Origin of the sequence: Halococcus saccharolyticus DSM 5350 (assembly GCF_000336915.1) — an archaeon.
Classification (GTDB): Archaea; Halobacteriota; Halobacteria; order Halobacteriales; family Halococcaceae; genus Halococcus; species Halococcus saccharolyticus.
This window is the reverse complement of record NZ_AOMD01000019.1, coordinates 1-23183: the sequence shown is the minus strand read 5'-3', so window position 1 is coordinate 23183 and position 23183 is coordinate 1. Positions and strand designations below refer to the sequence as shown.

General features: G+C 65.4%; 28 protein-coding genes and 1 tRNA gene. 13 read left to right on the top strand and 16 right to left on the bottom strand.

The window, feature by feature from the left end; all coding sequences use genetic code 11:
- The first annotated feature begins 73 nt into the window (after positions 1–73).
- On the top strand, positions 74–568 hold the full coding sequence (locus tag C449_RS07860) for a hypothetical protein (protein WP_006077451.1): 495 nt from the start codon (positions 74–76) through the stop codon (positions 566–568).
- 82 nt (positions 569–650) lie between these two features.
- Here the strand turns inward: C449_RS07860 and C449_RS07855 are convergent, their stop codons facing one another.
- Together C449_RS07855 and C449_RS07850 are read right to left on the bottom strand one after the other, a co-directional pair.
- Entirely contained in the window at positions 651–935 is a 285-nt protein-coding gene (locus tag C449_RS07855; RefSeq protein WP_006077450.1) for a hypothetical protein, read from the bottom strand.
- 43 nt (positions 936–978) lie between these two features.
- Positions 979–1788, bottom strand: a complete 810-nt coding sequence (locus C449_RS07850) for a manganese catalase family protein (RefSeq protein WP_006077449.1) — start codon at positions 1786–1788, stop codon at positions 979–981.
- 164 nt (positions 1789–1952) lie between these two features.
- On the opposite strand from C449_RS07850, the gene purD reads away from it, so the two are divergent.
- Together purD and C449_RS07840 are read left to right on the top strand one after the other, a co-directional pair.
- Positions 1953–3317 (top strand): phosphoribosylamine--glycine ligase, encoded by a 1365-nt coding sequence (gene purD / locus C449_RS07845; RefSeq protein ID WP_006077448.1) that lies wholly within the window; start codon positions 1953–1955, stop codon positions 3315–3317.
- A 61-nt stretch (positions 3318–3378) separates the two neighbouring features.
- The gene (locus tag C449_RS07840) at positions 3379–3876 is read left to right on the top strand and encodes an acyltransferase (RefSeq protein ID WP_006077447.1); all 498 of its coding nucleotides are present in this window, start codon (positions 3379–3381) and stop codon (positions 3874–3876) included.
- Between the two features lie 305 nt (positions 3877–4181).
- Here the strand turns inward: C449_RS07840 and C449_RS07835 are convergent, their stop codons facing one another.
- The 4 genes from C449_RS07835 to C449_RS07820 form a co-directional block, all read right to left on the bottom strand.
- Positions 4182–4976 carry a mechanosensitive ion channel domain-containing protein gene (locus C449_RS07835; RefSeq protein ID WP_006077446.1) on the bottom strand — a complete coding sequence of 265 codons (795 nt, stop codon included), beginning with the start codon at positions 4974–4976 and terminating at the stop codon, positions 4182–4184.
- Positions 4976–5788, bottom strand: a complete 813-nt coding sequence (dacZ, locus tag C449_RS07830; RefSeq protein WP_006077445.1) for a diadenylate cyclase DacZ — start codon at positions 5786–5788, stop codon at positions 4976–4978. Before dacZ ends, C449_RS07835 begins: the two co-directional genes overlap by 1 nt.
- 343 nt (positions 5789–6131) lie before the next feature.
- Positions 6132–6216 (bottom strand) — tRNA-Leu (locus C449_RS07825).
- Between the two features lie 40 nt (positions 6217–6256).
- Positions 6257–6778, bottom strand: coding sequence for an MOSC domain-containing protein (locus tag C449_RS07820; protein ID WP_049913965.1), 522 nt, complete (start codon positions 6776–6778; stop codon positions 6257–6259).
- A 118-nt stretch (positions 6779–6896) separates the two neighbouring features.
- Between C449_RS07820 and C449_RS07815 the strand changes: the two genes are divergently transcribed.
- Complete coding sequence (locus C449_RS07815) at positions 6897–7121, top strand: hypothetical protein (protein ID WP_006077443.1); 225 nt, start codon at positions 6897–6899, stop codon at positions 7119–7121.
- Between the two features lie 48 nt (positions 7122–7169).
- Complete coding sequence (locus C449_RS07810) at positions 7170–7478, top strand: hypothetical protein (RefSeq protein ID WP_006077442.1); 309 nt, start codon at positions 7170–7172, stop codon at positions 7476–7478.
- 17 nt (positions 7479–7495) lie between these two features.
- Here the strand turns inward: C449_RS07810 and C449_RS07805 are convergent, their stop codons facing one another.
- The 3 genes from C449_RS07805 to C449_RS07795 form a co-directional block, all read right to left on the bottom strand.
- On the bottom strand, positions 7496–7984 hold the full coding sequence (locus tag C449_RS07805; protein WP_006077441.1) for a phosphopantetheine adenylyltransferase: 489 nt from the start codon (positions 7982–7984) through the stop codon (positions 7496–7498).
- Positions 7985–8135: 151 nt separating this feature from the next.
- Entirely contained in the window at positions 8136–8753 is a 618-nt protein-coding gene (locus C449_RS07800) for a hypothetical protein (RefSeq protein ID WP_006077440.1), read from the bottom strand.
- Positions 8754–8796: 43 nt separating this feature from the next.
- On the bottom strand, positions 8797–9915 hold the full coding sequence (locus C449_RS07795; protein ID WP_006077439.1) for a glutamate--cysteine ligase: 1119 nt from the start codon (positions 9913–9915) through the stop codon (positions 8797–8799).
- Positions 9916–10229: 314 nt separating this feature from the next.
- Between C449_RS07795 and C449_RS07790 the strand changes: the two genes are divergently transcribed.
- A complete protein-coding gene (locus C449_RS07790; protein WP_049913967.1) occupies positions 10230–10916 on the top strand; it encodes a helix-turn-helix domain-containing protein in 687 nt (228 codons plus the stop codon).
- Positions 10917–11005: 89 nt separating this feature from the next.
- Entirely contained in the window at positions 11006–11797 is a 792-nt protein-coding gene (locus C449_RS07785) for an alpha/beta fold hydrolase (RefSeq protein ID WP_006077437.1), read from the top strand.
- Positions 11798–11830: 33 nt separating this feature from the next.
- On the opposite strand, the gene C449_RS07780 is transcribed toward C449_RS07785, so the two are convergent.
- The 6 genes from C449_RS07780 to C449_RS07755 form a co-directional block, all read right to left on the bottom strand.
- On the bottom strand, positions 11831–12598 hold the full coding sequence (locus C449_RS07780; RefSeq protein WP_006077436.1) for a VOC family protein: 768 nt from the start codon (positions 12596–12598) through the stop codon (positions 11831–11833).
- 89 nt (positions 12599–12687) lie between these two features.
- The gene (locus C449_RS07775; RefSeq protein ID WP_006077435.1) at positions 12688–13263 is read right to left on the bottom strand and encodes a cysteine hydrolase family protein; all 576 of its coding nucleotides are present in this window, start codon (positions 13261–13263) and stop codon (positions 12688–12690) included.
- Entirely contained in the window at positions 13260–14105 is an 846-nt protein-coding gene (locus C449_RS07770) for a YqcI/YcgG family protein (RefSeq protein WP_006077434.1), read from the bottom strand. Before C449_RS07770 ends, C449_RS07775 begins: the two co-directional genes overlap by 4 nt.
- A gap of 27 nt (positions 14106–14132) precedes the next feature.
- Entirely contained in the window at positions 14133–14618 is a 486-nt protein-coding gene (locus C449_RS07765; RefSeq protein WP_006077433.1) for an MOSC domain-containing protein, read from the bottom strand.
- A 76-nt stretch (positions 14619–14694) separates the two neighbouring features.
- The gene (locus tag C449_RS07760) at positions 14695–15150 is read right to left on the bottom strand and encodes a TIGR04206 family protein (protein WP_006077432.1); all 456 of its coding nucleotides are present in this window, start codon (positions 15148–15150) and stop codon (positions 14695–14697) included.
- Positions 15150–16259, bottom strand: a complete 1110-nt coding sequence (locus C449_RS07755) for an OBG GTPase family GTP-binding protein (RefSeq protein ID WP_006077431.1) — start codon at positions 16257–16259, stop codon at positions 15150–15152. Before C449_RS07755 ends, C449_RS07760 begins: the two co-directional genes overlap by 1 nt.
- A gap of 111 nt (positions 16260–16370) precedes the next feature.
- Between C449_RS07755 and C449_RS07750 the strand changes: the two genes are divergently transcribed.
- From C449_RS07750 to C449_RS07730, 5 genes are all read left to right on the top strand, one after another.
- Positions 16371–16850: a 50S ribosomal protein L11 gene (locus C449_RS07750; protein ID WP_006077430.1), complete on the top strand. Its 480-nt coding sequence runs from the start codon at positions 16371–16373 to the stop codon at positions 16848–16850.
- Positions 16851–17075: 225 nt separating this feature from the next.
- Positions 17076–17714, top strand: coding sequence for a 50S ribosomal protein L1 (locus C449_RS07745; protein ID WP_006077429.1), 639 nt, complete (start codon positions 17076–17078; stop codon positions 17712–17714).
- Positions 17715–18779: a 50S ribosomal protein L10 gene (locus C449_RS07740; RefSeq protein WP_006077428.1), complete on the top strand. Its 1065-nt coding sequence runs from the start codon at positions 17715–17717 to the stop codon at positions 18777–18779.
- Between the two features lie 42 nt (positions 18780–18821).
- Complete coding sequence (gene rpl12p / locus C449_RS07735; RefSeq protein ID WP_006077427.1) at positions 18822–19172, top strand: 50S ribosomal protein P1; 351 nt, start codon at positions 18822–18824, stop codon at positions 19170–19172.
- Between the two features lie 89 nt (positions 19173–19261).
- Complete coding sequence (locus C449_RS07730) at positions 19262–20503, top strand: tripartite tricarboxylate transporter permease (RefSeq protein WP_006077426.1); 1242 nt, start codon at positions 19262–19264, stop codon at positions 20501–20503.
- 338 nt (positions 20504–20841) lie between these two features.
- Here the strand turns inward: C449_RS07730 and C449_RS07725 are convergent, their stop codons facing one another.
- On the bottom strand, positions 20842–21882 hold the full coding sequence (locus C449_RS07725; protein ID WP_006077425.1) for an NAD(P)-dependent alcohol dehydrogenase: 1041 nt from the start codon (positions 21880–21882) through the stop codon (positions 20842–20844).
- 158 nt (positions 21883–22040) lie between these two features.
- On the opposite strand from C449_RS07725, the gene C449_RS07720 reads away from it, so the two are divergent.
- Positions 22041–23096: an amidohydrolase family protein gene (locus tag C449_RS07720; RefSeq protein ID WP_006077424.1), complete on the top strand. Its 1056-nt coding sequence runs from the start codon at positions 22041–22043 to the stop codon at positions 23094–23096.
- Positions 23097–23183: the final 87 nt, after the last annotated feature.

Below are 23183 nucleotides of genomic sequence, written 5' to 3'. Positions count from 1 at the left end.
TAAACGCTCGCTCCCCGGCGACACGGCGCTCGACGGCAGCACCTTCTTATCCGATCCGAACCCACGATCGTGAATGGTCGATCACCTGAGTCGCGAACAGACGGAGGCGTGGCTCGACGAGAAGGTCGTTCAGGAGGTCGAGCACGAAACCACCGATAATGCGGCGTTCAACCTCCGACTCCGGCTCTCCCGGCTACCGCTTCACGTCATCAAGGAGGAGACGTGGGGCCCGTTGCGGGTGGTCGGAGAGTGTACGTTCGACACCGAGCGTGTCGCGGCGTTAGTCGAGGACGACGAGGATCGCCAGGAACTGCTTAACCGTCTGGGCCCCATCCTCGCGACTGCACCGGGCTTCTATACATTTCTCGACGCCGAGGGCGACCCGTGTGAGTTCCCTGCGGTCCACTCGATCCTGCTCGAACACCGGCTCTACCCGGACGGCGCGAGTCAGCAGGCGGTGATGGATTCGGTGATGGCGACCGCGGCCACAATGCGGTCGATCCAGAACACCGCCGCCGCACTCCAGAACCAGGCCGTCTGGAACACGGATGCCGAGGAAACCGAGTAGTAGCGAACCGACGCAGTAGTGTTCGGTGGACTGCGGCACGTTCGGTTCGCGGGCGGTCAGCCGACGGGGAGAACGTAACTCCTCAGACGCCGAGTTCGAGGGAGAGCGTCTCGATGTGGACGATCTCGTCGTCCTGAAGCATCTCGACGATCGTCTGGTGGCCGGTCGGTTCCGATTCGAGCCCGGCGATCGTGACGCGGTAGCCGGCGTCGAGCGCGCCCTCGAAGAAGGCGAACGCGGTCGGCGCGTCGAGGTCATGGAGATCGACCGACAGCGTTCCGTCATCGAAGTCGTCGCGGGCGGCGGTCAGCTCGTCGGCAGCGTCGTCGAGCTCTCGGTCGCCCATGTCGATAGTCACGTCTGCCATATGGGGGCGTCTCGGCGGGCGGATATAAACGGAGGGGATCGACTCAGTTGATCTCGTTGTGCATCGCCTCGATGACTTCGTCGAGGTCGGGTTCGCCGCCGCCGGGCTGTTCGCCGTAGGAGAATTCCCCGTTGCCGTCGACGGATTCACCCTGCGTCCAGCGCTCTTCGGGATCCGGCTGCTCGTCTCTGTACGTGGACATGAACTCGTAGTTGTGGTCCTGGTTTTCCTTTTCCTGGGGGAAGCTGTTGGGTACCGGGACGTGGTCGTCCATCGTTTCGAGCGCGGCGTGCCACTGGTTCTGGTGCATCGTGTCCCGAGCGATCAGATACGAAAGCATGTCCTCCATCCCGGGATCGTCGGTGATCTCGTAGAGCCGGGTGGCGAGCAACCTACCTGTGGATTCGGCCATCACGTTCGCGTACATGTCGGCGGCGAGGTTGCCGCTCGCGACGACGCAGCCGCCGTTGAACGGCGTGCCGTTCGAGTCGACCGGCATCGCGTGGAGACCAGCGGAAAGTGCCTGTCGGGGCTGGCCGCTGTCCATCATCTCCGCGATGACGGCGTCCTCGCGGGCGGCCTCGCGCTGTTCGTCGGACGCGCCCTGGAGGTTCTTCGCGACCGCAGTGGCGAGCATCTCGATGTGTCCCAGCTCCTCGGTTGCGGTCTCCATCAGCAGCCGGCGGTACTCGCTCTTCTCGGCGGGCACCGCGAACGCCTGAAACATGTACTGGAGCGCGACGCGCATCTCGCCTTCGGCTCCGCCGATAGCCTGCTGGAGCATCTTCGCGAACTTGGGGTTCGGCTCCTCGACCTCGACCTCGTACTGGAGTTCGTCGTCGTGGTAGAACATTCGGTATCTCCACCGGGAAGCACGGGAGCACGAGGGTTAGCGAGAGTGCTTGCGATTTCACCGTCGCTGTCCGTTGGGTCACACCGTGCTGACGACACCGGCGACCGTGTGGTGTCGACGCCGGGAAGGGTAATCTTTACACCCGCCGGCGGAGCCTATCGCGCATGAGCGAGACCGTTCTGGTCGTCGGCGGCGGCGGGCGCGAGCACGCCATCGCGCACGCGCTCGCCGACACGGACGCGACGCTTTTCGCCTGTGCGGAAAACCGGAACCCGGGCATCGCGGGCCTCGCCGCGGGGTTCGCAACGCTCGACACCACCACCCCACAGGCTGTCGTCGCCTACGCCGAGGAGGTCGGTGCGACGCTCGCGGTCGTCGGCCCCGAGACGCCCCTGGAGGCCGGTGTGGCCGACGCGCTTGCCGACGCCGGCGTGTTCCCGTTCGGACCGCACGCCGAGGCGGCACGGATCGAGACCGACAAGGCCTACCAGCGGCGGTTTATGCGCGAGCACGACATCCCCGGGTCTCCGGCCTTCGAGACGTTCGACGATATGGAGCGCGCGTGTGAGTACATCGACGACCACGACGGCGATCTCGTAGTGAAGCCAGCCGGATTGACCGGCGGGAAAGGCGTCCGCGTCATCGGTGACCAGGTCACGCCCGAGGAGGCCAAAGGGTACCTCCGCAACTCGGAGTACGACCGCGTGGTGCTCGAAGAGCGCCTCGTCGGCGAGGAATTTACTGTTCAGGCGCTGGTGGCGAACGACGACGTGCGCACGACCCCGGCGGTCCAGGACCACAAACGTGCCTACGAGGGCGACGAGGGCCCCAATACGGGAGGTATGGGGAGTTACACCGACAGCGGGTTCGAACTCCCGTTCATGACCACCGAGGACTACCGGGCGGCCGTCGAGATCGTCGAGGAAACGGTCGCCGCGCTCGACGATTATACTGGTGTGCTCTACGGCCAGTTCATGCTGACCGCCGACGGGCCGAAGGTCGTGGAGTTCAACGCGCGCTTCGGCGACCCCGAGGCGATGAACACCCTCCCGGTGCTCGACACCGACCTGCTCTCGGTGCTCGTCGCGGCGCGCGACGGCGATCCGCTGCCCGATCTCGACTTCGCGCCGCGGGCCACGGTCTGCAAGTACGCGGTGCCCGACGGCTATCCCACCGATCCGGACGCAGGGGCGAAGATCCAGGTCGACGAGGGCGTCGTCGAGACGATCAACCAGCGGTTCGCGGCCGGTGGCGACGCCAGCGGATCGGCGGCCGCGGACGGCGGCACGTCGCCGCGGGTCGAACTCTACTACGCCAGCGTCGACGAGCGCGACGACGGCATTTACACCACTACCTCGCGGGCGTTCGCGGTGGTCGGGGTCGCCGATACCATCGCAACCGCCGAGGAGATCGTCGACGAGACGCTGACCGAGGCTGGGACCGACGGACTCCGCGTCCGCCACGACATCGGCACGGCAGCGCTCGTCGAATCACGGATCGATCACATGGACGAACTGCGCGCCGAGTAGTGTTCGTCGCTGGGCGTATGCGGTCTGCGGATTCAAGACACCGGCGGCCGAACGGTCGATCGTGACCGACGACACCGACTCCCGCCGGGATCGGACGACTGTGCATCCGACGCCCGGCCCCCGAAACTCCCTCCAGCACTGGCCCGAGGCGAGGTCGCTGTGGCGGATCGTCCACAACTATCTGTTCGTTCTCGTTGCGCGGCTCGCACCTTTCCTCCGGGTGAAAAACTGGGCGCTCCGGCGGCTCGGGATCACGGTCGGCGAGGGCGTCTCGTGGGCGCTCGAAGCCACACCCGACGTGTTCTGGCCCGAACTCATCACGATCGAGGACCACGCGATCGTGGGCTACGACGCCACGTTGCTGTGTCACGAGTATCTCCAGGACGAGTACCGCACCGGCGAGGTGGTCGTCGGCGAGCGCGCGATGATCGGCGCTGGCGCGATCGTCCTGCCCGGTGTCGAGATCGGTGCCAACGCGCGCGTGGCTGCGAACTCCCTCGTCGCCGAGGACGTGCCGCCCGGCGCGACGGTCGCTGGCGTGCCGGCGACGGAGGCGTGAGGGTGGCTGCGGTGGCGGGGCTGTAGTGGGTGGCGGTGCGGGGCGGTAGCGGTTCCTAGTGGGTGAAGGGCGAGGCCCGCGGAGCGGGCCGAGGGCTTCGGCGGTGCTGTGCGGTTGCAGAAAGCGCCAGCAGTTCTACCGCGAGCGAACGCAGTGAGCGAGCGGGTGTTTTTCATGAACGTTTTTGCGAGTAGCGAGGGACGCGAAGCGTCTCTCGGACCATGCGAGCGGGCCTTCGGCCCGCGAGCAGAGAGTGGTGGGCGAGCGACCGCAGGGAGCGAGCGCACCCGACGAAGTAAAAAGGTTCAGCGGACGCGCACGACGCCCGTCCGGAAGACCCGGTGGTTCGGGATGATGTACTCTTCGCCGTCGTTTTCGACGTGGGTGACGAACACGTCGACCTCCTGGACCACGCCGTGCATGTCGTCGACGCGCACCTCGTCGCCGATGGCATAGGGTTGATTGAGCAGGAGGTAGGTCCCTGCCGCACCCGCTGCGAGGAGGTCCTTGCCGGCGAGCCCACCGAGGAAGACGACGCCGAAGACGTAGGCCGCGAGCAGCACGAGCAGTGCGTCGTCGGCGACACCGATCTGGCCGAGCGCGACAAGCGCCGCGATGTAGATCACGCTGTATTTCACGACCCCCGGAACCAGGCCGAGCGCTCCCGTCGAGGTGAACTTGTAGTTTCCCAGTCGCTCGGCGACCCGTAGCTCCGCCCGATCGGCGAGGATCAGCCCGACGATCACGATGAGCGTGGCGATGAACAGATCCGGCAGGAAATCGATGAAGTCGATCAGATAGCTCTGGATGTCGAACAGCGCGGCGACGCCGAGCGCGAGCACCGCAGCGAGAACGAAGACGAAGAGACCGAGGACCCACGAGAGGAGGGCGACGGTGGATGTGCCGAGTCGCTGGGCGGCACGTTCGGAGGCAGTCCCCTCGACGACGTCAGCGACTCCGGCAGCGACGAGGAGGCGATACGCCGATCGTGCGACGAGGTACGCGACCAGCCCCCCGATGACGAGGATGACCGCGAGGAGCACGAGATCGAGGTTCCGAGTGAGGAGGTCCTGCACTACGGACTGGGCCAGCAGCGCCATCAGTACTCCTCCGGATCGAGTTCGAGGATCAGCTCGCCGCCCTTGAACGCCCGCACCAGTCGATCGCTCTCGCTCAGTACGACCGCGGTCGCGTTGGTGTCACGCGTGATCGACCCCGCGGCCATGTGACGCGTCCCGAGCCCTTTCGGGATGTCGACGCCCTCCGCGCTGGGTTCGAGATAGCGGTACGCCGAGACGATCTTGCCGCCGTCACTGATGACGAACGCCCCGTCGAGCCGGGAGAACTCCTTCAGCATCACGTTCACGATCGGATCGCCGACGTGGACGTGGCTCTTCTCGAAGGGGTTGTACGACAGCGGTCGGGACTTGTTCATCACCTTCCCGGCGTCGCCGATGACGAACAGCGCCCCGACCGGTTTGCCTTTCTGGCCCTTCTGTCCGAGTTCAACTGCCACATCCAGCACGTCCCGGATGACTTCAGGATCGCCGCGGGAGTTGGTGAACAGATCGTAGACGCCCGACTGGTCGAGGTCGCCCGCCCGCGCCCGACTCACACTGTCGATCACGTCGTCGAACAGCTTCGTCGCACACGCTACCTCGTCGCCTTCGTCGATGTGCCCCTCGTCGAGCGCGCCCTCGATCCCGAACCGGATGCGCTCGGAGAGATCGGCGAACTCCAGAGGTAGTTCGACGTACCGCTCCGCGCCAACCCCGTTGTCCGGCGCGACCACGACCGTCGAGATGTCCTCGACCTCCTGACACCGCTCGTAGTACGAGGAACTCGGCGAGAACAACAGCACCGTCTCGACTTCGTCGACGATGTCGCCGAGGAGGTCGCGTACAGTCGGCATTACCCGATACGGGCCGCCGGGACCGCAAAAAGGTTTGTGACACGGCTTCGCGTACTCGAACGTCGCTTCCGACGATAGTTGTCGACGAGTGGCTTATCAGCAAAAAGTGGATGCGCGGGACCGGATTCGAACCGGGGCAAGACAGTCCTGCTCGGCTCGCTTCGCTCGCCTGTGCGGGCTGTGACTTGCAGGGTTCCAATCGCTCCTGCTCGCTCGTTCCGTTCGCTACGCTCACTCCACTCACTGCGCGGGACCGGATTCGAACCGGAATCACTTCGCTCGCTCCGCTCGCTCGTGATAGAGTTCAAGTCCGTGCCTGCTCTCGCTCACTTCGTTCGCTCGATGCGCGGGACCGGATTTGAACCGGCGGACCTCTACAGGACAGCGTCCTAAGCGCTGCGCCGTTGGCCTGGCTTGGCTACCCGCGCTCAACACCGCCTTCCCGTGACCGCAAAAAGAACCTGTCGTTTACTGGCCCGCGAGGCGGTTCTTGATCGCATCGGCTACGCCCTCGCTGTGTTCGCCGTCGTCAAGGACGGTGAGCTCGTCGCCGACGTGGATCGTCCCGTCCTCGACCACGCTCGCACAGATCCCGCCGCGTTTGTTCTTGAGCGCGCGTGCGACGCCTTCCTCGTCGGCGACCTGCTCGACGTGGGCACACGGTGGACGCGGGCGCGTCCCTTCGAAGGTCACGTCGCCGACCGTGAACTGACGGTTGAGGAGGTCGTGGACCGAGACGCCGCTGGTGACGACGTTCCGGCGGTGTCGCCCGTCGGTGAGATCGATATCGAACTCGTCTTTGATCTCTCGAATGGCCTCGCTCTCGATGAAGGTGACTTCACACTCGTCCATCCCCGAGTAGTAGCCTGTGCCCTTCATGTACCGATCGCCACGCAGCCCCTGACGCTCGACAGCCTCGATTTCCTCGACTTCCTCCATCGGCTGTGATCCTTCGGGCGTGGTGTAGATCGTCTCGACGACGCCGGTCATGGCTCGCCGTCGGTCCGCGGCGGGCATAACGCTTCGGCCCCGGCAAGTACAGGCCGCGCGGCGAGAGCCGGCGATGTCAACCCACACGTTTTGAACGGAGCAAAACGGAGTGCGACGCATGAAGTCCTTAGTCGTCACGCTCGCGGCGATGGCGGCTCTCACGAGTGTGGGTGTCGTCGTCACTGGTGGAGCGCCGATCGTCCCTGCCACGATCGGTTCGAACGCGTTCGTGCTCCAGCTCGATTGGTTGGTGGGGATCATCGAGACCATAGATCGGCTCCTCGAAGCGATCGTGGATCTGCTGCGAACGATTCGACGGCTGTTCGGCGGGGGCGGCGACTGAGACGAACCGACAGCGAACACTTACCCCGCTCACGCCGTAACGGCGGGTATGTACCGGGCGCGCGACCGGGTCGAAAACGAGGCGTGGCTCGACGACCTCGACGCCGCTGCCGACACGCTCGATCTCGACGCGGCCGCCCGCGAGCGCGCGACCGACCTGTTCCTCTCGACGGTCCCCGACGGCGAGCGCTCGAAACCGGCGGCGCTTGCGGCCAGCCTCTACGCCGGCGGACTGATCGCGGGCGACCGGCGATCCCAGCGTGCGGTCGCTGAGGCGGTCGGCGTCTCTCGGCTCACGATTCAGCAACGCTGGCGACCGTTGCTCGACGAAGCGGGGCTCGACCCGCCATCGTGGTAAAAAGTCGACCCGCCGAGTCACTCAGGTCGTGGACGCCCCTCGCGTTCGGGCGTGAGCGCTCCATACTGATCGATTTCGCCCCGGACGATCCGCGTACTCGAAATGATGTCACCGTCTTCGGCGTGGGCGTGATCGACCACCTCGATGTCGAGCGGGTCGAGCCCGTTCTTGCGGCGGATCTCGTTCACTCGCTCGCCGCCCGTCTCGGTTTCGGGCGAAACCACCAGCACGTCGAATCCCTCTTCGGTCGCGATCCCGGTCGGCTCGTCGAGACGACGGATCTCGTACGTTCGGTCGTACCGTTCGGCGAGTGCGGCGAGTTCGGCGTTGAGGTCCTCTCGGCGTTTCTCGAACGGGCGGACGTACCGCTCCTCGTGTCTGGTCTCGGCGGCGAGATCGTCGCTCGTCAGCCCGACGGTGACGTCGCCACGCTCGAACGCGTGCTCGAACAGCCGGCGGTGGCCATCGTGGACCGGATCGAACGTCCCGCCGAGCGCGACATCCATACCCGGCGGAGGCGTGCCCACGATTTAGTGGCTTCGACTCCACGATCGATCGGGCAATACACTGCTGGCCGGCTATCGAGCGCGCTGTACCCTCGAAGAACAGGGATAGCTCCTCAAGCCCCGAGCGCGGCTGCGTCGACCGACGTTCGACTCATCCCTCGTCGGTGTCGTCCGCCTCGTCGCTGTCCGGCGTCTCGTCACTCGCTTCGTCGGCTTCCTCGACGGTGATCGTCACAGGATCGCTCCGTGAGGTACGACGAGTCGGCTCGGAACGTCCATCCGGGAGCTGATCGAGGCCGAGCCGGGCATCGAACTCGTCGCGGACCCGATCGATCATCACGCGAACGAGCTCGCTCGGCGGGATCGCGGTGTACTCGAACGCGTCGTCTTCGCTGTCCGTGGTGTGAGTGTGTCGCTCGACGACACCCTCGTCGCGGAGTTCGGCGAGCATCTCACGGACCGAGTCGGGATACAGCCCGGTGCCCGCTGCGATCTCCTCGGCGGTCGCGGACGGACGACGCCGGACTTCGATGTACACTCGTGCAGCCCGGTCGGTGTCGAGCGCCGTCGAGAGCAGCTCCACGATCCCCTCATCGAACTCCTCGGTTCCCTCACTCCGGTCGTCGCCCGTCCGATTCACCGCGCCGGTCGCGCCGCTGCTCGATCGCTGGCGGTCGAGCTCCGCGCGCACGTCGGCGGGTTCGATCTCGTCGTCCGCCGTCTCGTTCTCGTCGCCTGTGTCGTCGGTGGGCGCGTCATCGGCGGTCATAACTATGAGAACCAGCCGCTCGCGAGATAAAAGACTTCCTCGCCTACAACATGAGCGCCGCACACACGGCGTCGAGACCGCCGTCGCGCCGGTAGCGTCGTTGGGCCGTCGCGCCGCTCTCCGTATCGAGAAGCCTGCGGAGTCCCTCGACGCCGAGTCGGTCGACTTCTCGATCGACAACGGCTTCGAGACTGATCGTGCCCGTCCCGTCGCGGTCGATGAACGACGCATCGTGGCCGTCCCGCAGCGCGCGCCACTTGTTCTCGTCGAGGATTTCACGCCGGAGCCCGCCGCCTCCGACTGCGTTTGCGCCTCCACTCGATCGATACGCAGCCCACGGGTTCGGATCGTCCTCGTAGCGTTCGGCGAGATCGAGGACGAGCGCGTGGGCGTACTCGACGAACGCGATCACCCGTTCGGCGTCTGCCTGGCCATCGGGCGCGCGGAGCTCGACCGTGCCGTGACCGGTGTGCGGCCGGACGTCGTACCAGAGTTCGCCGCGGTCGGCGATCGAGCCTTCTTCGACCATCAGCCGTTCGAACCGGGCGTACTCCTCGTAGCCAGCGAACGCGGTCGGCATCCCGGTGTTGGGGAGTCCCTCGAAGATCTTCGCGCGCGCCGACGCGAGGCCGGTGTCGTACCCCTCCCAGTACGGGGAGTTCGCCGACAGCGCCAGCATGATCGGCATGTACCACCGAAGCTCGTTCGCGATCCAAGTCGCTTTCTCGGCGTCGTCGACCCCGACGTGGACGTGAACCCCAGCAGTGGTGTTGCGGTGCTGTGGATACCGGATGCGATCGAGCTGGGAGCGATAGCGAGGTTTCTCGGCGTGTTCGAGTTCTCGCCACCGAGCAGCAGGGTGGAGACCTGCTGCCGCGATATCGTAGTCGTGTGCCGCAGCGTACTCGACCAGAGCCTCCCGAACGGTAACGATCTGCTCGCGCGCCTCGTCGAGTCCCTCGCAGGTCGGAGTCTGCGTCTCGACGATGAATTTGAATAGCTCGTGGTCGAGACGGCCGTCGAGCACGCCGGGCGGCTCGCTCTCGTAGACGAGTTCGTCGGTGGCCGACGTGGGTCGGCCCGCGTCGTCGACGATGTAAAACTCCTCTTCGACGCCCAGCGTTCCCATCCGAGTGAAGTTCTCGGCCGAACCCACGTCCATCTCGCCCGTGATACCGGGTCGCCGGATTAAAGCTGCAGGATTTCGGCGCGTTTCCCCGTCACTGGTGTCTGAGGTGTGTCTCGTAACGGTGTAGTTTTGGCCCCTACAGTCGGGAAGAGAAGGGGACGAAAGTCGTCGGAGAACGGCTTCGTCGAACGGAAAAACGATGCTGGAGCCGTAACGCTGCGGCGATCGGCTCTCCCCGAAACGAATAGACGAAACTACGCTAAACAGGTACGACTACCGAACAGTACCACATTAGCTTGCTCGAAGATAACAACACGCTCATGACTTCTGTTGGCTATCGGATGGACATGGGACTCGTCGCCGAGTACGAGATCACTTGCGAGGTTCTGCCGCTCGTAGAAGTCGCAGCCGCTGTGCGGGAGGCGACGCTGGAGGTCGAACTCCAGTACAACCACGGTGATCGTCCCTTGTTCATTGTCCACGTGACTGGCGGGACGAACGAGTCGGTGGAGCGTGCCTTCGAGTCGGCGGCGTTCGTGGCGTCGTACACACTTGTCGGACGGGCAGGCGAGACATGTCAGTATCAGGTTCAGCCGGCGATCGGGGAGCACTCCCAACTCGGCGGACACATCGAGGATCTCTCGGCGCTCCGCGCGCTCGCCACCACCGACTCCATCATCGAACGGATCCGCGTCACGCCAACCGGCTGGGTCCAGACCGGCTGGTTCGCGGACAGAGATGTATTGAACGAGTTTCGTGCGTTCTGGCAGCGAAACGGCGAGTTCACTCTACAGCGACTCACTCGCGACGGCGAAGCCGAAGCACCGGGTGACGGACTCACTGATCGTCAGCGTGAGGCACTCCGGATCGCCTACGAGATGGGACACTTCGAAATTCCGCGGTCGGCGTCGCTCAACGATGTCGCCACCGAACTCGACATCACCGCGTCGTCGCTCTCCGAACGGCTCCGACGCGCACAGACCCACCTCGTCGAAACGACCGTCGCCTCGACGTGGCCGCCACTACCGGAGTGAGAGTGACCTCGTCTCGACGGGTGGTATATAAACTGCCGCACGGATTGGAGACAGAGATAGCTGAAGCGGCTTCGTACCAGAGTCCACCGATGCAGACAGTCACATCGGCTGATGGAACAAGCATTGCATACGAACAACATGGAGAGGGGCCACCGCTGGTCCTCCTCCACGGCGGGGCCACCCGACACTACTGGAAGCCGATCGTTCCCCGCTTTGCAGACGACTTCACGATCGTTCTTCCAGATCGACGAGGACGTGGGGACAGCGGCGATGATGACGAGTACAGTCTCCAGAAGGAGGTCGAGGACGCATGTGCAGTCATTGATGCTGTCGATGGTGATCCAGGGCTGTTTGGGCACTCGTTCGGCGGTCTTCAGGCGATAGAAGCTGCACGGAGCGCACCGATCGAATCGGTCGTCGCCTACGAGCCGGCGTATCTCGTCGGCGAATACAGAGCACGAGCCGATCTCGCAGCCGAGATGCAGACACGACTCGACGAGGGGCAACATCGTGAGGCGATGAAACTTCATCTCCGTGAGGTGCTTCACGGCGGCGATATCGACGACTTCCATGGGTGGCTCGACGAGTGGCCGCTCTGGCCTGCATGCGTCGAAAACGTAGAGAACACGGTCCGTATGGATCGTGCCCTCGAACAACACCGCCTTCCCGATACGCTCGATGTCGACGTGCCCGTACTCTTGCTTACCGGAACTGAAGGACCGTCTCACCTCCGGGAAAGCGTCCGTTCGGTCGATGCGGCTCTCCCAACGAGCCGCCTCGTCGAGTTCGACGGCCTCGGTCACAGCGGGCCAACGGAAGCGCCCGACCGCATCACGGCCGCAGTACGAGCCTTCACCAAAGGGGAGGAGACGACGAAGTAACCAGTTTGAGTATCAAAATGGTCGGGTTCGTCGCTACCGCGTCACGACTTCGATCTCGTGACCGTCGGTGTCCTTCGTGAACGCGTACTGGTGATCGCAGGATTCAGGGTCGCGGTAGTCCTCGGCGTCGCGGGTCATCAGCGTCTCCCACGCGTCGTCGAGGTCGTCGGCTCGGACCGCGACGTGGCCCCACGCGTCGCCCATCTCGTAGGAGCGTCCGTCGTAGTTGTAGGTGAGTTCGACGCTCATCGCCTCGTCAGCCGCACCCTCGGGTTCGACGAAGTAGTTCGCAAAGGAGTCGGCCTCCCACCGCCCCGCCGGAAGCTCGTCGTACTCGAACTTCCGGGTCCAGAAACCGAGGCTTCGGTCGGCGTCCTCGACGCGCATCATGGTGTGATCGAGGCTCCAGCGCGCGCCGTGGTCGCGCTGGACGATCTCGATCTCGTGGCCGTCGGGGTCCTTCACGAACGCGTAGCGCCCGCCACAGGATTCGGGGTCGCGGTAGTCCTCGACGCCCTCCTCCATCAGCTCGTCGTAGGCGGATTCGAGCTCTCCCTCGGGCACTCGAACCGCGATGTGGCCCCACGCGTCGCCCACTTCGTAGGAGCGCCCGTCGTGGTTGTACGTGAGTTCGAGCAGCGCGCCCTCGTCGTGGACGTCTTCGGGGCCCAAGAAGACGTTGGTGAACGTATCGGCCTCCATCCGGCCGTGTTCGACGTAATCGAGGTGGTCGCCGTACCAGTCGATCGATGCTTCGAGATCTTCGACCCGGATCATCGTGTGGTCGAGAGTTGCGTCCATGCACCGCCGTTCGCCTTCGGGGGCGAAAAGACTACTGGCGTACACCGAGTGCCACGGTAAACGGCCCCGCAGCACGATCTCGTGAAACGTTACTGCTGGGTGGATTTCGTCGTATCGACGATTTCGTCCGTCGAGACGATCGTGGCGAACTCGCCGTCGAGATGTGCCAGCGCCGTGCGGTGGACCGTCTCAGCGTCGAACGCCTCGTCGTCGAGCGTTCGGTCGAACGTCGCCGTCGCGTCCCGCACGAGCGAAACGTCGAACCCACGGTTTTCGGCCATTCGTGTCGTCGTCGACACGCAGTGGTCGGTCGTCAGACCACAGACGACGAGCGTGTCGTGTCCGCGCTCACGGAGCCACGCCTCCAGACCGGTGTCGACGAACGCGCCGTTGACGCGCTTCGTGAACTCTGCTTCGCCGTCACAGGATTCGAGGCCCTCCTTGTATCGGAATCCGGATTCGCCGCTACGGAGCGGCGACGTCGGCTCCGTCGAGTCATGGCGGACGTGGACGATCGGACGGTCGCGCTCGCGCCACGCCGCGAGCAATCGCGCCGCGTTCTGCTCGGCATCCGGGTTGTTGCGGGTTCCCCACGCCGGATCGGCGAACCCCTGCTGGAAATCGATGAGCAACAATACGGGCTCCCCGGCGTGACCGACCGTCATCGGGCAGGATTCGGCGACGAGCGGTGAGTCGGCGGCCGTCGATCCGGACCGCGCAGTCGATCGGATTTGGGATGCTCGCGGGTGACGGTGATCGGTGGCTCGTCCGGCGCTTGCTCTGGGTTCTCCGACAGCATGTACTGCGGCCACTCCCGGTCGCCCTCGACCCCCCAGTCACCGAGGTCGGCGTGCGGACAGACGCCGTCGTAACCGTCGAGACGATCCTGAATGAGGTCCCGGGCCTGCTGTCCCGCCTTCGTCTCCGCCGTCACGCCGAGGTTCTCGAACAGCGCGCGCGGCTGGAACGTGATCTCCAGTCCGATCGGCGAGTACCGACTCTTTCGCTGCTCGTAGAACGGCGCGCGACAGGTCGGAAACATCGGCTCCCCACCGAAGCAGAACTCCCAGTGGCGATCGTCGGGGTCGGTCGGGATCTCCTCGGGCCAGGGTTCAGGGTCGTGAACGTGGAGGAACTGGAGCACGTGCCAGAGATGTTCGTGGTACTCCTGCTCCGCGAACTCCCCGTCAGGCGGTTCGAAGAACGCGACCAGCGAGGCACGATCGTTGTGGTCGCGATAGGTGTCGATGTAGTCGAGGAGCGTCCGTCCGAGACCGAGCAGCGCGTCCTTCTCGGTCATCGAGGGGACCGCGGTGTACAGCGGCTCGCTGTTCCGGACCGACTCGGCACCGAAAAAGCAGGGAAACGGCGTGTCGTTTCGCTCGCCCAACAGCCCGTCACGAAAGGAGTGCCAGTGGGCGACGACCCACTCGGGTGCGTCCCCACTCGCGACGCGCTGCTCGACGGTTGCCTGATCTTGCAGCCGACCGACCACCCGGTCAGTCATGGTTGCACACAGGTGTTCTGCGGGCTTTTATCCATCGCTTTTCGTGGATTCCCCTTCCATCGGTTCGATGGTGTCGCCGGTGTGGATCCGGCCGGTGGCGACGATACGACAGCGAAGGCCGCCACGATGGACGAGCGCTTCACGGACGCCCTGTTCCCCGAGATGCTGTTCCAGGTACGAACACGGCTCGCAGAGTTCGACGCCGAGACACGTCGCCTCGCCGACGCGGAACCGGTGATTCACGTAGTGGTTGAGTCGAACGCCCTCGGTGGTGATGTTCCGGCGGTGCGCTCCGGGTTCGAGTTCGATCCCGTCGTCCCGTTCGACGGCCGCGAGGGCCTCGCTCTCGATGAGTGTGAGATCACCGCCCGTCCGCTCAGCGAACGTGCCGGCGTCGCTGAAGTATCGATCACCGCGGAGTCCGGCGTCGGCGACGGCTTCGACCGCCGCGACCGACTCCGGTTCGGCTCCTTGCTCGCTGGCGATGTGGATCGATCGCACGCGGCCACTCATACCCGCTGGAGAGCCCGGTTCGTCTTATAGCTGGCCGAACTGTGTCGGTCCTCGGGGAAGTCGATGGCGGGACGGATCAGCCACGCCGCACGGCCGGCCAGTAGAACCACCATGCGACCGCGAGCGCGAGCACCGGACCGATCGGGAGTGCGAGGCGACCGATTCCCCGCGACAGCCCGACGGCGACGCTGACGTGGCTCAGGCCCGCGAGAGCGATCAGCCCACCGGTCACGCGCGGGTCCTCGCGCCACACGACGCCGACGAGGGCGCTTGCGAGCCCGGCGAGGTAGCACCCGACGCTTACCGGCCACGCCTGGAGATATCTCGGCAGCGCCGCGAACCCGCGCGCGAATCGAAGGTAGTCGTTAAGCGGCGTGAGATGGAGTGGGTTCGCGTTGACGAGTCCGAACGGAAAGAGCAGCGTCACCTCGCTCCCGACGAGCACGGTCCACGGCACGAGGCCGAGAGCGAGAAGAACGAGCAGCCGGCGACGTGGAGTCGACGAGCCGGGCGGGGCGGACACGCCGGCCATCAGCGGCGCGCGACGATCCGAAGCACGTCCTCGTCTGCGAGTTCGTGGTCCTTCCCCACCTGCTGGTCGTCGTGTTTCGCGCTCGGACCAGACACTCGACCGAACCGAAATCGATCTTCGAGTTCGCCGCCGAGTTTCTCGCAGGCGTCGCCCACCGTCTGGCCCGCACGGAGCATCAGCGGCTCCTCGTAGTCGGTGCCACGGCCGGGCTTGTCCATGTAGATCCGGATGAGGTCGAGTTGCTGCCAGATCCGTTCACGGAGCGTGTCGAGACCTTTCTCGGCCTCGGCGCTGATGAAGATCGCGTCGTCGGGGTCGATGTCGTGGTCACGGAGATCGCTATTGACGGTTTCGAGGTAGTCAGGCTCGATCAGGTCGGCCTTGTTGACTGCGACCAGCGACGGGAGATACACCCGGTTGTCGAGCACGCCGTCCAGCAGACGGTCGATGTCGACCGCCTCGCTCACCGCGACATCGGCGTTGACGTAGTCGCGCTCGCGGAGCACCTCCCGGACGGTGTTCTCGTCGAGTTCGACCTCGGGAGCCATGGTGACGTCGATACCCCCTTTCCCCTTGCGGGTGATCCGGACCTTCGGGGGACGGGTGTCGAGTCGAATCTTGTTCTGGTAGAGCTCCTCGTGCAGTTTGGCGTACGCCTCGATCTCGAACACGGAGAGGACGAACACCACGAGGTCGGCAGTCCGAATCACCGAGAGCACTTCTTGACCGCCACCCCGGCCGCCCGCCGCACCGGCGATCAGGCCCGGCACGTCGAGGAGCTGGATGTTCGCGCCCTTGTGTTGGAGCATTCCGGGGTTCACATCGAGAGTCGTGAACTCGTAGGCACCGACTTCGCTCTCGGCGTTCGTGAGCGCGTTCAACAGGGTGGACTTGCCGGCGCTCGGCATGCCGACGAGCGCCACGGTCGCGTCGCCGGTCTGTTCGACCGAGTAGCCCTGGCCACCGCCCGCCGACGACTGGTTTTCGAGCTTCTCCTTTTTCTCGGCGAGCTTCGATTTCAACCGGCCGATGTGGGCCTCGGTCGACTTGTTGTACGGGGTCTCCGCGATCTCCTCGCGGAGCTCCTCGATCTCCCCTTCGAGTCCCATCGGCTACTGATGAACCGCGGGCGTCGAAAAGTCCTTCCTTCCGGGGTCGCGAGCGGGCCGACCGCGTGACGAAAGACAATCCTTAACCTCGCGGCGGCGGTTTCCGGAAGCATGGCTGGAACTATCGAAGTCCTCGTTCCCGGCGGGGAGGCCGATCCGGGACCGCCGCTCGGACCCGAGCTCGGTCCGACGCCGGTAGACGTGCAGGCGGTAGTCAGCGAGATCAACGACCGTACCGAGGCGTTCGACGGTACCGAAGTCCCCGTCACCGTCGAGTACGAGGACGACGGCGCGTTCGAGATCGACGTGGGTGTGCCGCCGACCGCAGCGCTCGTCAAGGACGAGGCCGGTTTCGAGACCGGCTCCGGCGAACCCCAGAAGAACTTCGTCGCCGACCTCTCGGTCGATCAGGTCAAGCAGATCGCCGAGCAGAAACAGTCCGACCTGCTCGCGTACGACACCGCAAACGCCGCGAAAGAGGTCGCCGGCACCTGCGTCAGCCTCGGCGTTACCATCGAGGGCGAGGACGCACGCACCTTCGACGACCGAGTCGACGACGGCGAATACGACGAGACGCTCGCCGAGTCGTAGACCGCGCGAGCGGCCCGGAGGATACGTCGCATTCTTGTTGTCGACTAGATCGTCAGCTTCGCTGGATCGATATCGATCGAATCGCCCCGAAAGCGATAGCCGATCCCCGGTTGTCCCACGACCGCTTCGACGGGTTTAAGGGTCGCATCGGTCTTTTCCCAACCGAGGCAGGTAGCGCCTGTTTCACGCCGTAGCAGCCACGAAGGCGTACTACGGAGGTGGATAATGGCAGATCAGGACATAGAGGAGGCCGTGACGCGCGCGCTTGACGAGGCCCCACCGCGGAACTTCAGTGAGACGGTGGACCTCGCGGTCAACCTGCGCGATCTCGACCTCAACGACCCATCGAACCGCGTCGACGAGAGTATCGTTCTTCCGGAAGGAACCGGCCAGGAGACACGGATCGTGGTCTTCGCCGAGGGCGAGACCGCCCTCCGGGCAGAGGAGGTCGCCGACGACGTACTCGACGGCGACGATCTCGAGGAGCTTGGCGACGATGACGACGAGGCGAAGGACCTCGCTGGCGAGACCGACTTCTTCATCGCCGAAGCGAGCATGATGCAGGACATCGGTCGCTACCTCGGGACCGTTCTCGGTCCTCGGGGGAAGATGCCGACCCCACTCCAGCCCGACGACGACGTGGTGGAGACCATCGAACGGATGAAAAACACCGTTCAGCTCCGGAGCCGCGACCGGCGAACCTTCCACACCCGAGTCGGTGCCGACGACATGTCCGCCGCGGAGATCGCGGACAACATCGACGTCATCGTCCGGCGACTCGAGGCCGACCTCGAGAAGGGACCCCTCAACATCGATACGGTGTACGTCAAGACGACGATGGGGCCCTCCGTGGAGGTGGCCTAAATGTCCGCCGAGAGCGAGGCGGGCGACCGGCAGACCGAGGCGATCCCGGAGTGGAAGCGCGAGGAGGTCGCGGACCTCGCCGACTTGATCGAGACCTACGAGAGCGTCGGCGTCGTCTCGATCGGCGGGATCCCGAGCCGCCAGCTCCAGGCGATGCGCCGGGAGCTCCACGGCGAGGCCGAGCTTCGAGTCTCCCGGAACACCCTGCTCGTGCGTGCGCTCGAGGCGGCCGGCGAGGGCGTCGCGGATCTCACGAGCGAGATCGAAGGGCAGGTCGGGCTGATCGGTACTGACGAGAACCCGTTCGGGCTCTATCGCCAGCTGGAGGCGTCGAAGACGCCCGCCCCGATCAACGCGGGCGAGATCGCGCCGAACGCGATCACGATCCCCGAGAGCGACACCGGCGTCGATCCCGGTCCGTTCGTCGGAGAGCTCCAGCAGGTCGGCGCAGCCGCCCGGATCATGGACGGCTCGATCCACGTCACCGAGGATTCCACTGTTCTCGAGGAAGGCGAGGAGGTCTCCGCCCAGCTCGCGAACGTGCTCGGCGAACTCGGGATCGAGCCGAAGGAGGTCGGACTCGACCTCAAGACCGTCTACGCCGACGGCATTCTGTTCGAGCCCGACGAGCTCGCGATCGACGTCGACGAGTACCGTGCGGACGTCGAGGCGGCGGCCGCTCGCGCTCGAAACCTCTCGATCAACGCGGTCTATCCGACCGATCGCACGGCCGGCGCGCTGCTCGGCCAGGCGAGCACCGAGGCGCGGAGCCTCGGCGTCCACGCCGCGATCGAGAGCCCCGACATCGCCGACGAGCTCGTGAGCAAGGCGGACGCACAGGTCCGTGCGCTCGCGGCCCACATCGACGACGACGAGGCCCTCCCCGAGGAGCTCCGCGAGCAGGTCGTCGAGGAGTCGGCTGACGCAGGCGCGGATGCGGACGCAGACGAATCGAACGACGACGAGGCCGACGCGGAGACCGAGCCCGATGCCGACGCGGACGACGAGTCCGACGATGACGACGACGGCGACGCGGGCGCTGGTCTCGGTGAGATGTTCGGCTGACTCGATCACGAAACAGACACCCCAACCCACAACACCACAACAATGGAATACGTTTACGCAGCACTCATCCTGAACGAGACGGACGAAGAGATCAACGAAGACAACCTGACCGACGTGCTCGACGCGGCCGGTGCGGACGTCGAGGAGTCGCGTGTGAAGGCGCTCGTCGCGGCGCTCGAAGACGTCGACATCGAGGAAGCGGTCGACCAGGCCGCCGCGGTGCCCGCAGGCGGCGCTGGCGGTGCGGGCGGCGCAGCAGCCGGCGGGGCTGGCGGCGAGGCCGACGCCGACGAGGCCGACGAAGCCGAGGAAGAGGAAGCCGAGGAAGCCGAAGCGGACGACGACGAGGACGACGACGCTGGCGGCGAGGGTCTCGGCGAACTCTTCGGCTGAACGGCGGTCAGTTCGACCCACACTTTTCTTTCACCGACCCGATAGCCGTGCGAGCGTTTACATACCGGGACGCAGCCACCGCGGGGTGAATGGGTCCGTTCGGCGGGAGCGTCGTGGTCGCGCCCGAAACCGCACTCCCGGCGCTCGGGTTCGTCCTCGGTGGGATCGCACTCGGAACGGTGAGCGGCCTCGTGCCCGGACTCCACGCCAACAACTTCGCGCTGCTGTTGGCGGCAGCCGCCCCGCAGGTTCCGGGACCGGCGCTCTACGTCGGGGCGGCAATGCTCGCTGCTGGCGTGACGCACACGTTCCTCGACGTGGTTCCGGCACTCGCACTCGGGGTACCCGACGCCGCGATGGCGGCCTCGGCGCTGCCAGGCCATCGACTGGTAATCGAGGGTCGCGGCCGGGAGGCGCTCCGCCTGTCGGCGCTTGGGAGCGGGCTGGCGGTCGCGTTCGCGGTGCCGCTCGCGATCCCGATGACGCGACTGATGGTATCAGTGTATCCGACGGTACGGGCGCATCTGCCGCTCGTCTTGGGCGGCGTCGCGGTCTTCCTCGTCGTCACCGAGCGGTCGAACGTCGCGCGGATCGGGGGTGCAGCCGCGTTTCTCCTGAGTGCGGGGCTCGGGTGGCTCACGCTCGACATCGAGCCGAGCGCGCCGCTAGCCGCCGGCGGGATGCTGATGCCGTTGTTCGCGGGGCTATTTGGAGCACCCGTCCTCATCGAAGCACTCGACGGAGCCGGGGTGCCCGAACAGGCCGATGCCGCCGTCACGACGCCGCGGCGCACGGTGGGGTTGACGGCGATCGTCGGGACGGCCTCGGGCGCGATCGTGGGCTATCTCCCAGGGGTGTCGGCAGCGGTCGCGGCGACGGTGACGCTGCCCGCAGTACCCGAGGACGACGGCGCACGTGGCTTTCTGGTCGCGACAAGCGGTGTCAACACAAGTAACACGATTTTCGCGTTGTTCGCGCTTGTCGCGCTTGGTTCACCCCGGACCGGGGTGCTAGTTGCCCTCGAATCGACGGATGTGCCACTCGATTTGCCCCTACTGCTCTCGGGCGTTGCCCTCGCGGCGGGCGTCGGGTTCGTGCTGGTGCCGTGGGTCGGCGACCGGTATCTCCGGACAGTCGGACGGGTCGAGTACACCCATCTCTCGATCGGTGTTCTCTGTCTCCTGCTCGGACTCGCGTTCTTATTCGCCGGACCGATCGGCGTGGGTGCGTTTTGTGCGAGCGCGCTGATCGGCCTGATCCCCGCGAAGTTCCGCGCGCGGCGCGTTCATTTGATGGGCGTGTTGATGGGGCCGCTGATCCTCGGTATCTGACCTCGCTGCCCGTTCCTAGATCGCGCGGCGGCGCTGGCGGTCGCTGTGTGGTGGCGGTAGCGGAGCGGTTGCGGTGGCGGTAGTGGTGCGTCAGGAAGCCACGCGGCCGCGTTTATCGCGGCCGCACGGGGAGGGACGGGGGCTTCAGCGCGTGCCCGCGCGACAGCGCGGGTCGCGCAATGCTGTCCTGGTGTCCTGCCGAACGAAGTGAGGCAGGGCTCGGGAGAGCTTCGCTCTCCCGGTGGACATGAAAAGGGCGAGGAACCGCCGCCAGGCGTCCGGCCGAACGCAGTGAGGCCGGATGCGCGGGCCGATGGCCCGCGCAGTTCCGAGGGCTTTCAGGGCGTGATAACGGCCCGCCCTTCGATCTCGCCGTGCTCGAGCTTCGCGGCGACGTCGTTGATCTCGTCGAGTCCGTACCGCGAGGTCCGGAGATCGACGTCGCCGCGTTCGACCAGTGCGACGAGCTCCTGAAGCTCGGTGTACTGGCCGACGAGCGTGCCACGGTAGCTGAATTCGCCGTTGACGAGCGCCTGAGCAGGCTCGTGGACGTGACCGCCGTAGCCGACGACGTGGTGGTCGCCGCCGGCCGCGACGACGTCGGGCGCGAGTGCGGTGGTCGCGTCACTGCCGACGAAATCGAGCACTTGCTGTGCGCCGACACTGTCGGTGATCGATTCGATCTCGCTCGCGACGTCCGTCGAGTCGGGGTTCACGGTGTGGTGCGCCCCGAGATCGGTCGCCAGATCGAGCGCGCTGTCCTTGAGATCGACCGCGGTGATGCTGGCGGCGCTCATCGCGTCGAGACACTGGAGCCCGATGTGACCGAGTCCGCCGATACCGACGACGACCGCGTGATCGCCTGGGTTCAGCTCGCGAGCGGCCTTTTTCACCGCGTGGTAGGCCGTGATACCAGCGTCGGCGTGGGGAGCGATGTCGGTCGTGTCGACGCCGTCGGGCAACGGGATCACGGCGCGCTCGTTCGTGAGCAGCGACTCGGCGAACCCCCCGTCGGTCGAGAGCCCCGGGAAGGCGACGTTCTCGCAGTACATGTCCTCGCCGAGCCGGCAGGGCCGGCAGGTTCCGCAGGTCATCACCGGGTGGCAAATCACCTGATCGCCCTCCTCAACGACCGAGACGCCGTCGCCGACCTCGACTACCGTGCCGGCGTTCTCGTGGCCGAGGGTCATCGGGAGGTCCTGGGGCATGTACTGCTCCCACATCCCCTCGATGACGTGGTTGTCCGTCTGACACCAGCCTGCGCCCTCGACGTCGACGACCACGTGGTCGGCCTGGCTCACCTGTGGCGCGTCGACGTCGTCGATCGAGAGCGCGTCGTCCATCTCCTCGGTGTACTCGTGGAGCCTGGCTGCTTGCATGGTAGCACACACCAGTACTCCGGTCATCGGCAAAAGTGTTCATGACACTCATCCGCAACGTCAGTCGGCCGCGCAACCCGCCCGAACGAGGATGCAGCCATTCATGCCAAAAAAATGACCAAAGACATATTGTCGCGTGTGACCATTCACCACCCGCCATGTACCGACACGAGGACGAGGACGTCTTCGTCATCGATTCCCACGTCCACCACTGGGACGCGAGCGAGGCGAACATCAAACACGAGGGCGGCGAACAGTTCATCCAGTGTTTCTACGACTACCATGCGGCGTTCACCCCCGACGACCGCCAGTGGGACCTGGAGGAGTACCGCAAATACAGTTCGGAACGGATGATCGAGAACCTGTTCCGGGACGGCGATGTCGACATGGGGATTTTCCAGCCGACCCACCTCAACGAGTTTTACACGGAGGGGTTCAACACCGTCGACGACAACGCCGCACTCGCCGAGGAGTACCCCGAACGGTTCGTGCTCAACGGGCGGTTCGATCCACGCGAGGGCGACGCCGGCCTCCGGGAACTCGAACGCCAGAAGGAGGAGTACGACATCCAGGGCGTGAAGCTCTACACCGCCGAGTGGCGGGGCGACTCGAAGGGGTGGCGGCTCGACTCCGAGGAAGCCTTCGAGTACCTCGAAAAGTGTGTCGACCTCGGGATCACGAACATTCATCCACACAAGGGACCGACGATCCGGCCCCTCAATCGTGACGCGTTCGACGTGGCGGACGTCGACGACGCCGCCACTTCCTTCCCGGAACTCAACTTCGTCGTCGAACACGTCGGCTACCCGCGGCTCGACGACTTCTGTCACATCGCGACCCAGGAGACCAACGTGTATGGTGGGTTGGCCGTCGTCGCACCCTTTGCTCAAAATCGCCCCCGGAAGTTCGGGAACATGCTCGGCGAACTCCTGTTCTGGGTCGGCGAGGACAACCTCCTCTTCGGCTCGGACTACGCCATCTGGGAGCCCGACTGGCTCATCCCCGCCGTGATGGACGCGGAGATGACCCAGGACCAGCGCGACGAGTTCGGCGTCGAGCTCACGCCAGAGGTGAAACGGAAGATCATGGGCGAGAACGCCGCCGAACTCTACGACATCGACATCGAGGACAAAAAGGAAGCGCTCCGCGACGACGACATCAGCGCACAGTTCGATCTCGGGGATCAGTACGAGAGCGGGGCCGCCGCCGACTGATGGCCGCCATCGAGATCGACCGCGCGGCTGTCACGGAGCGCCTCGATCGGGTCGACGATCCCGAACTCGACCGCTCGATCGTCGACC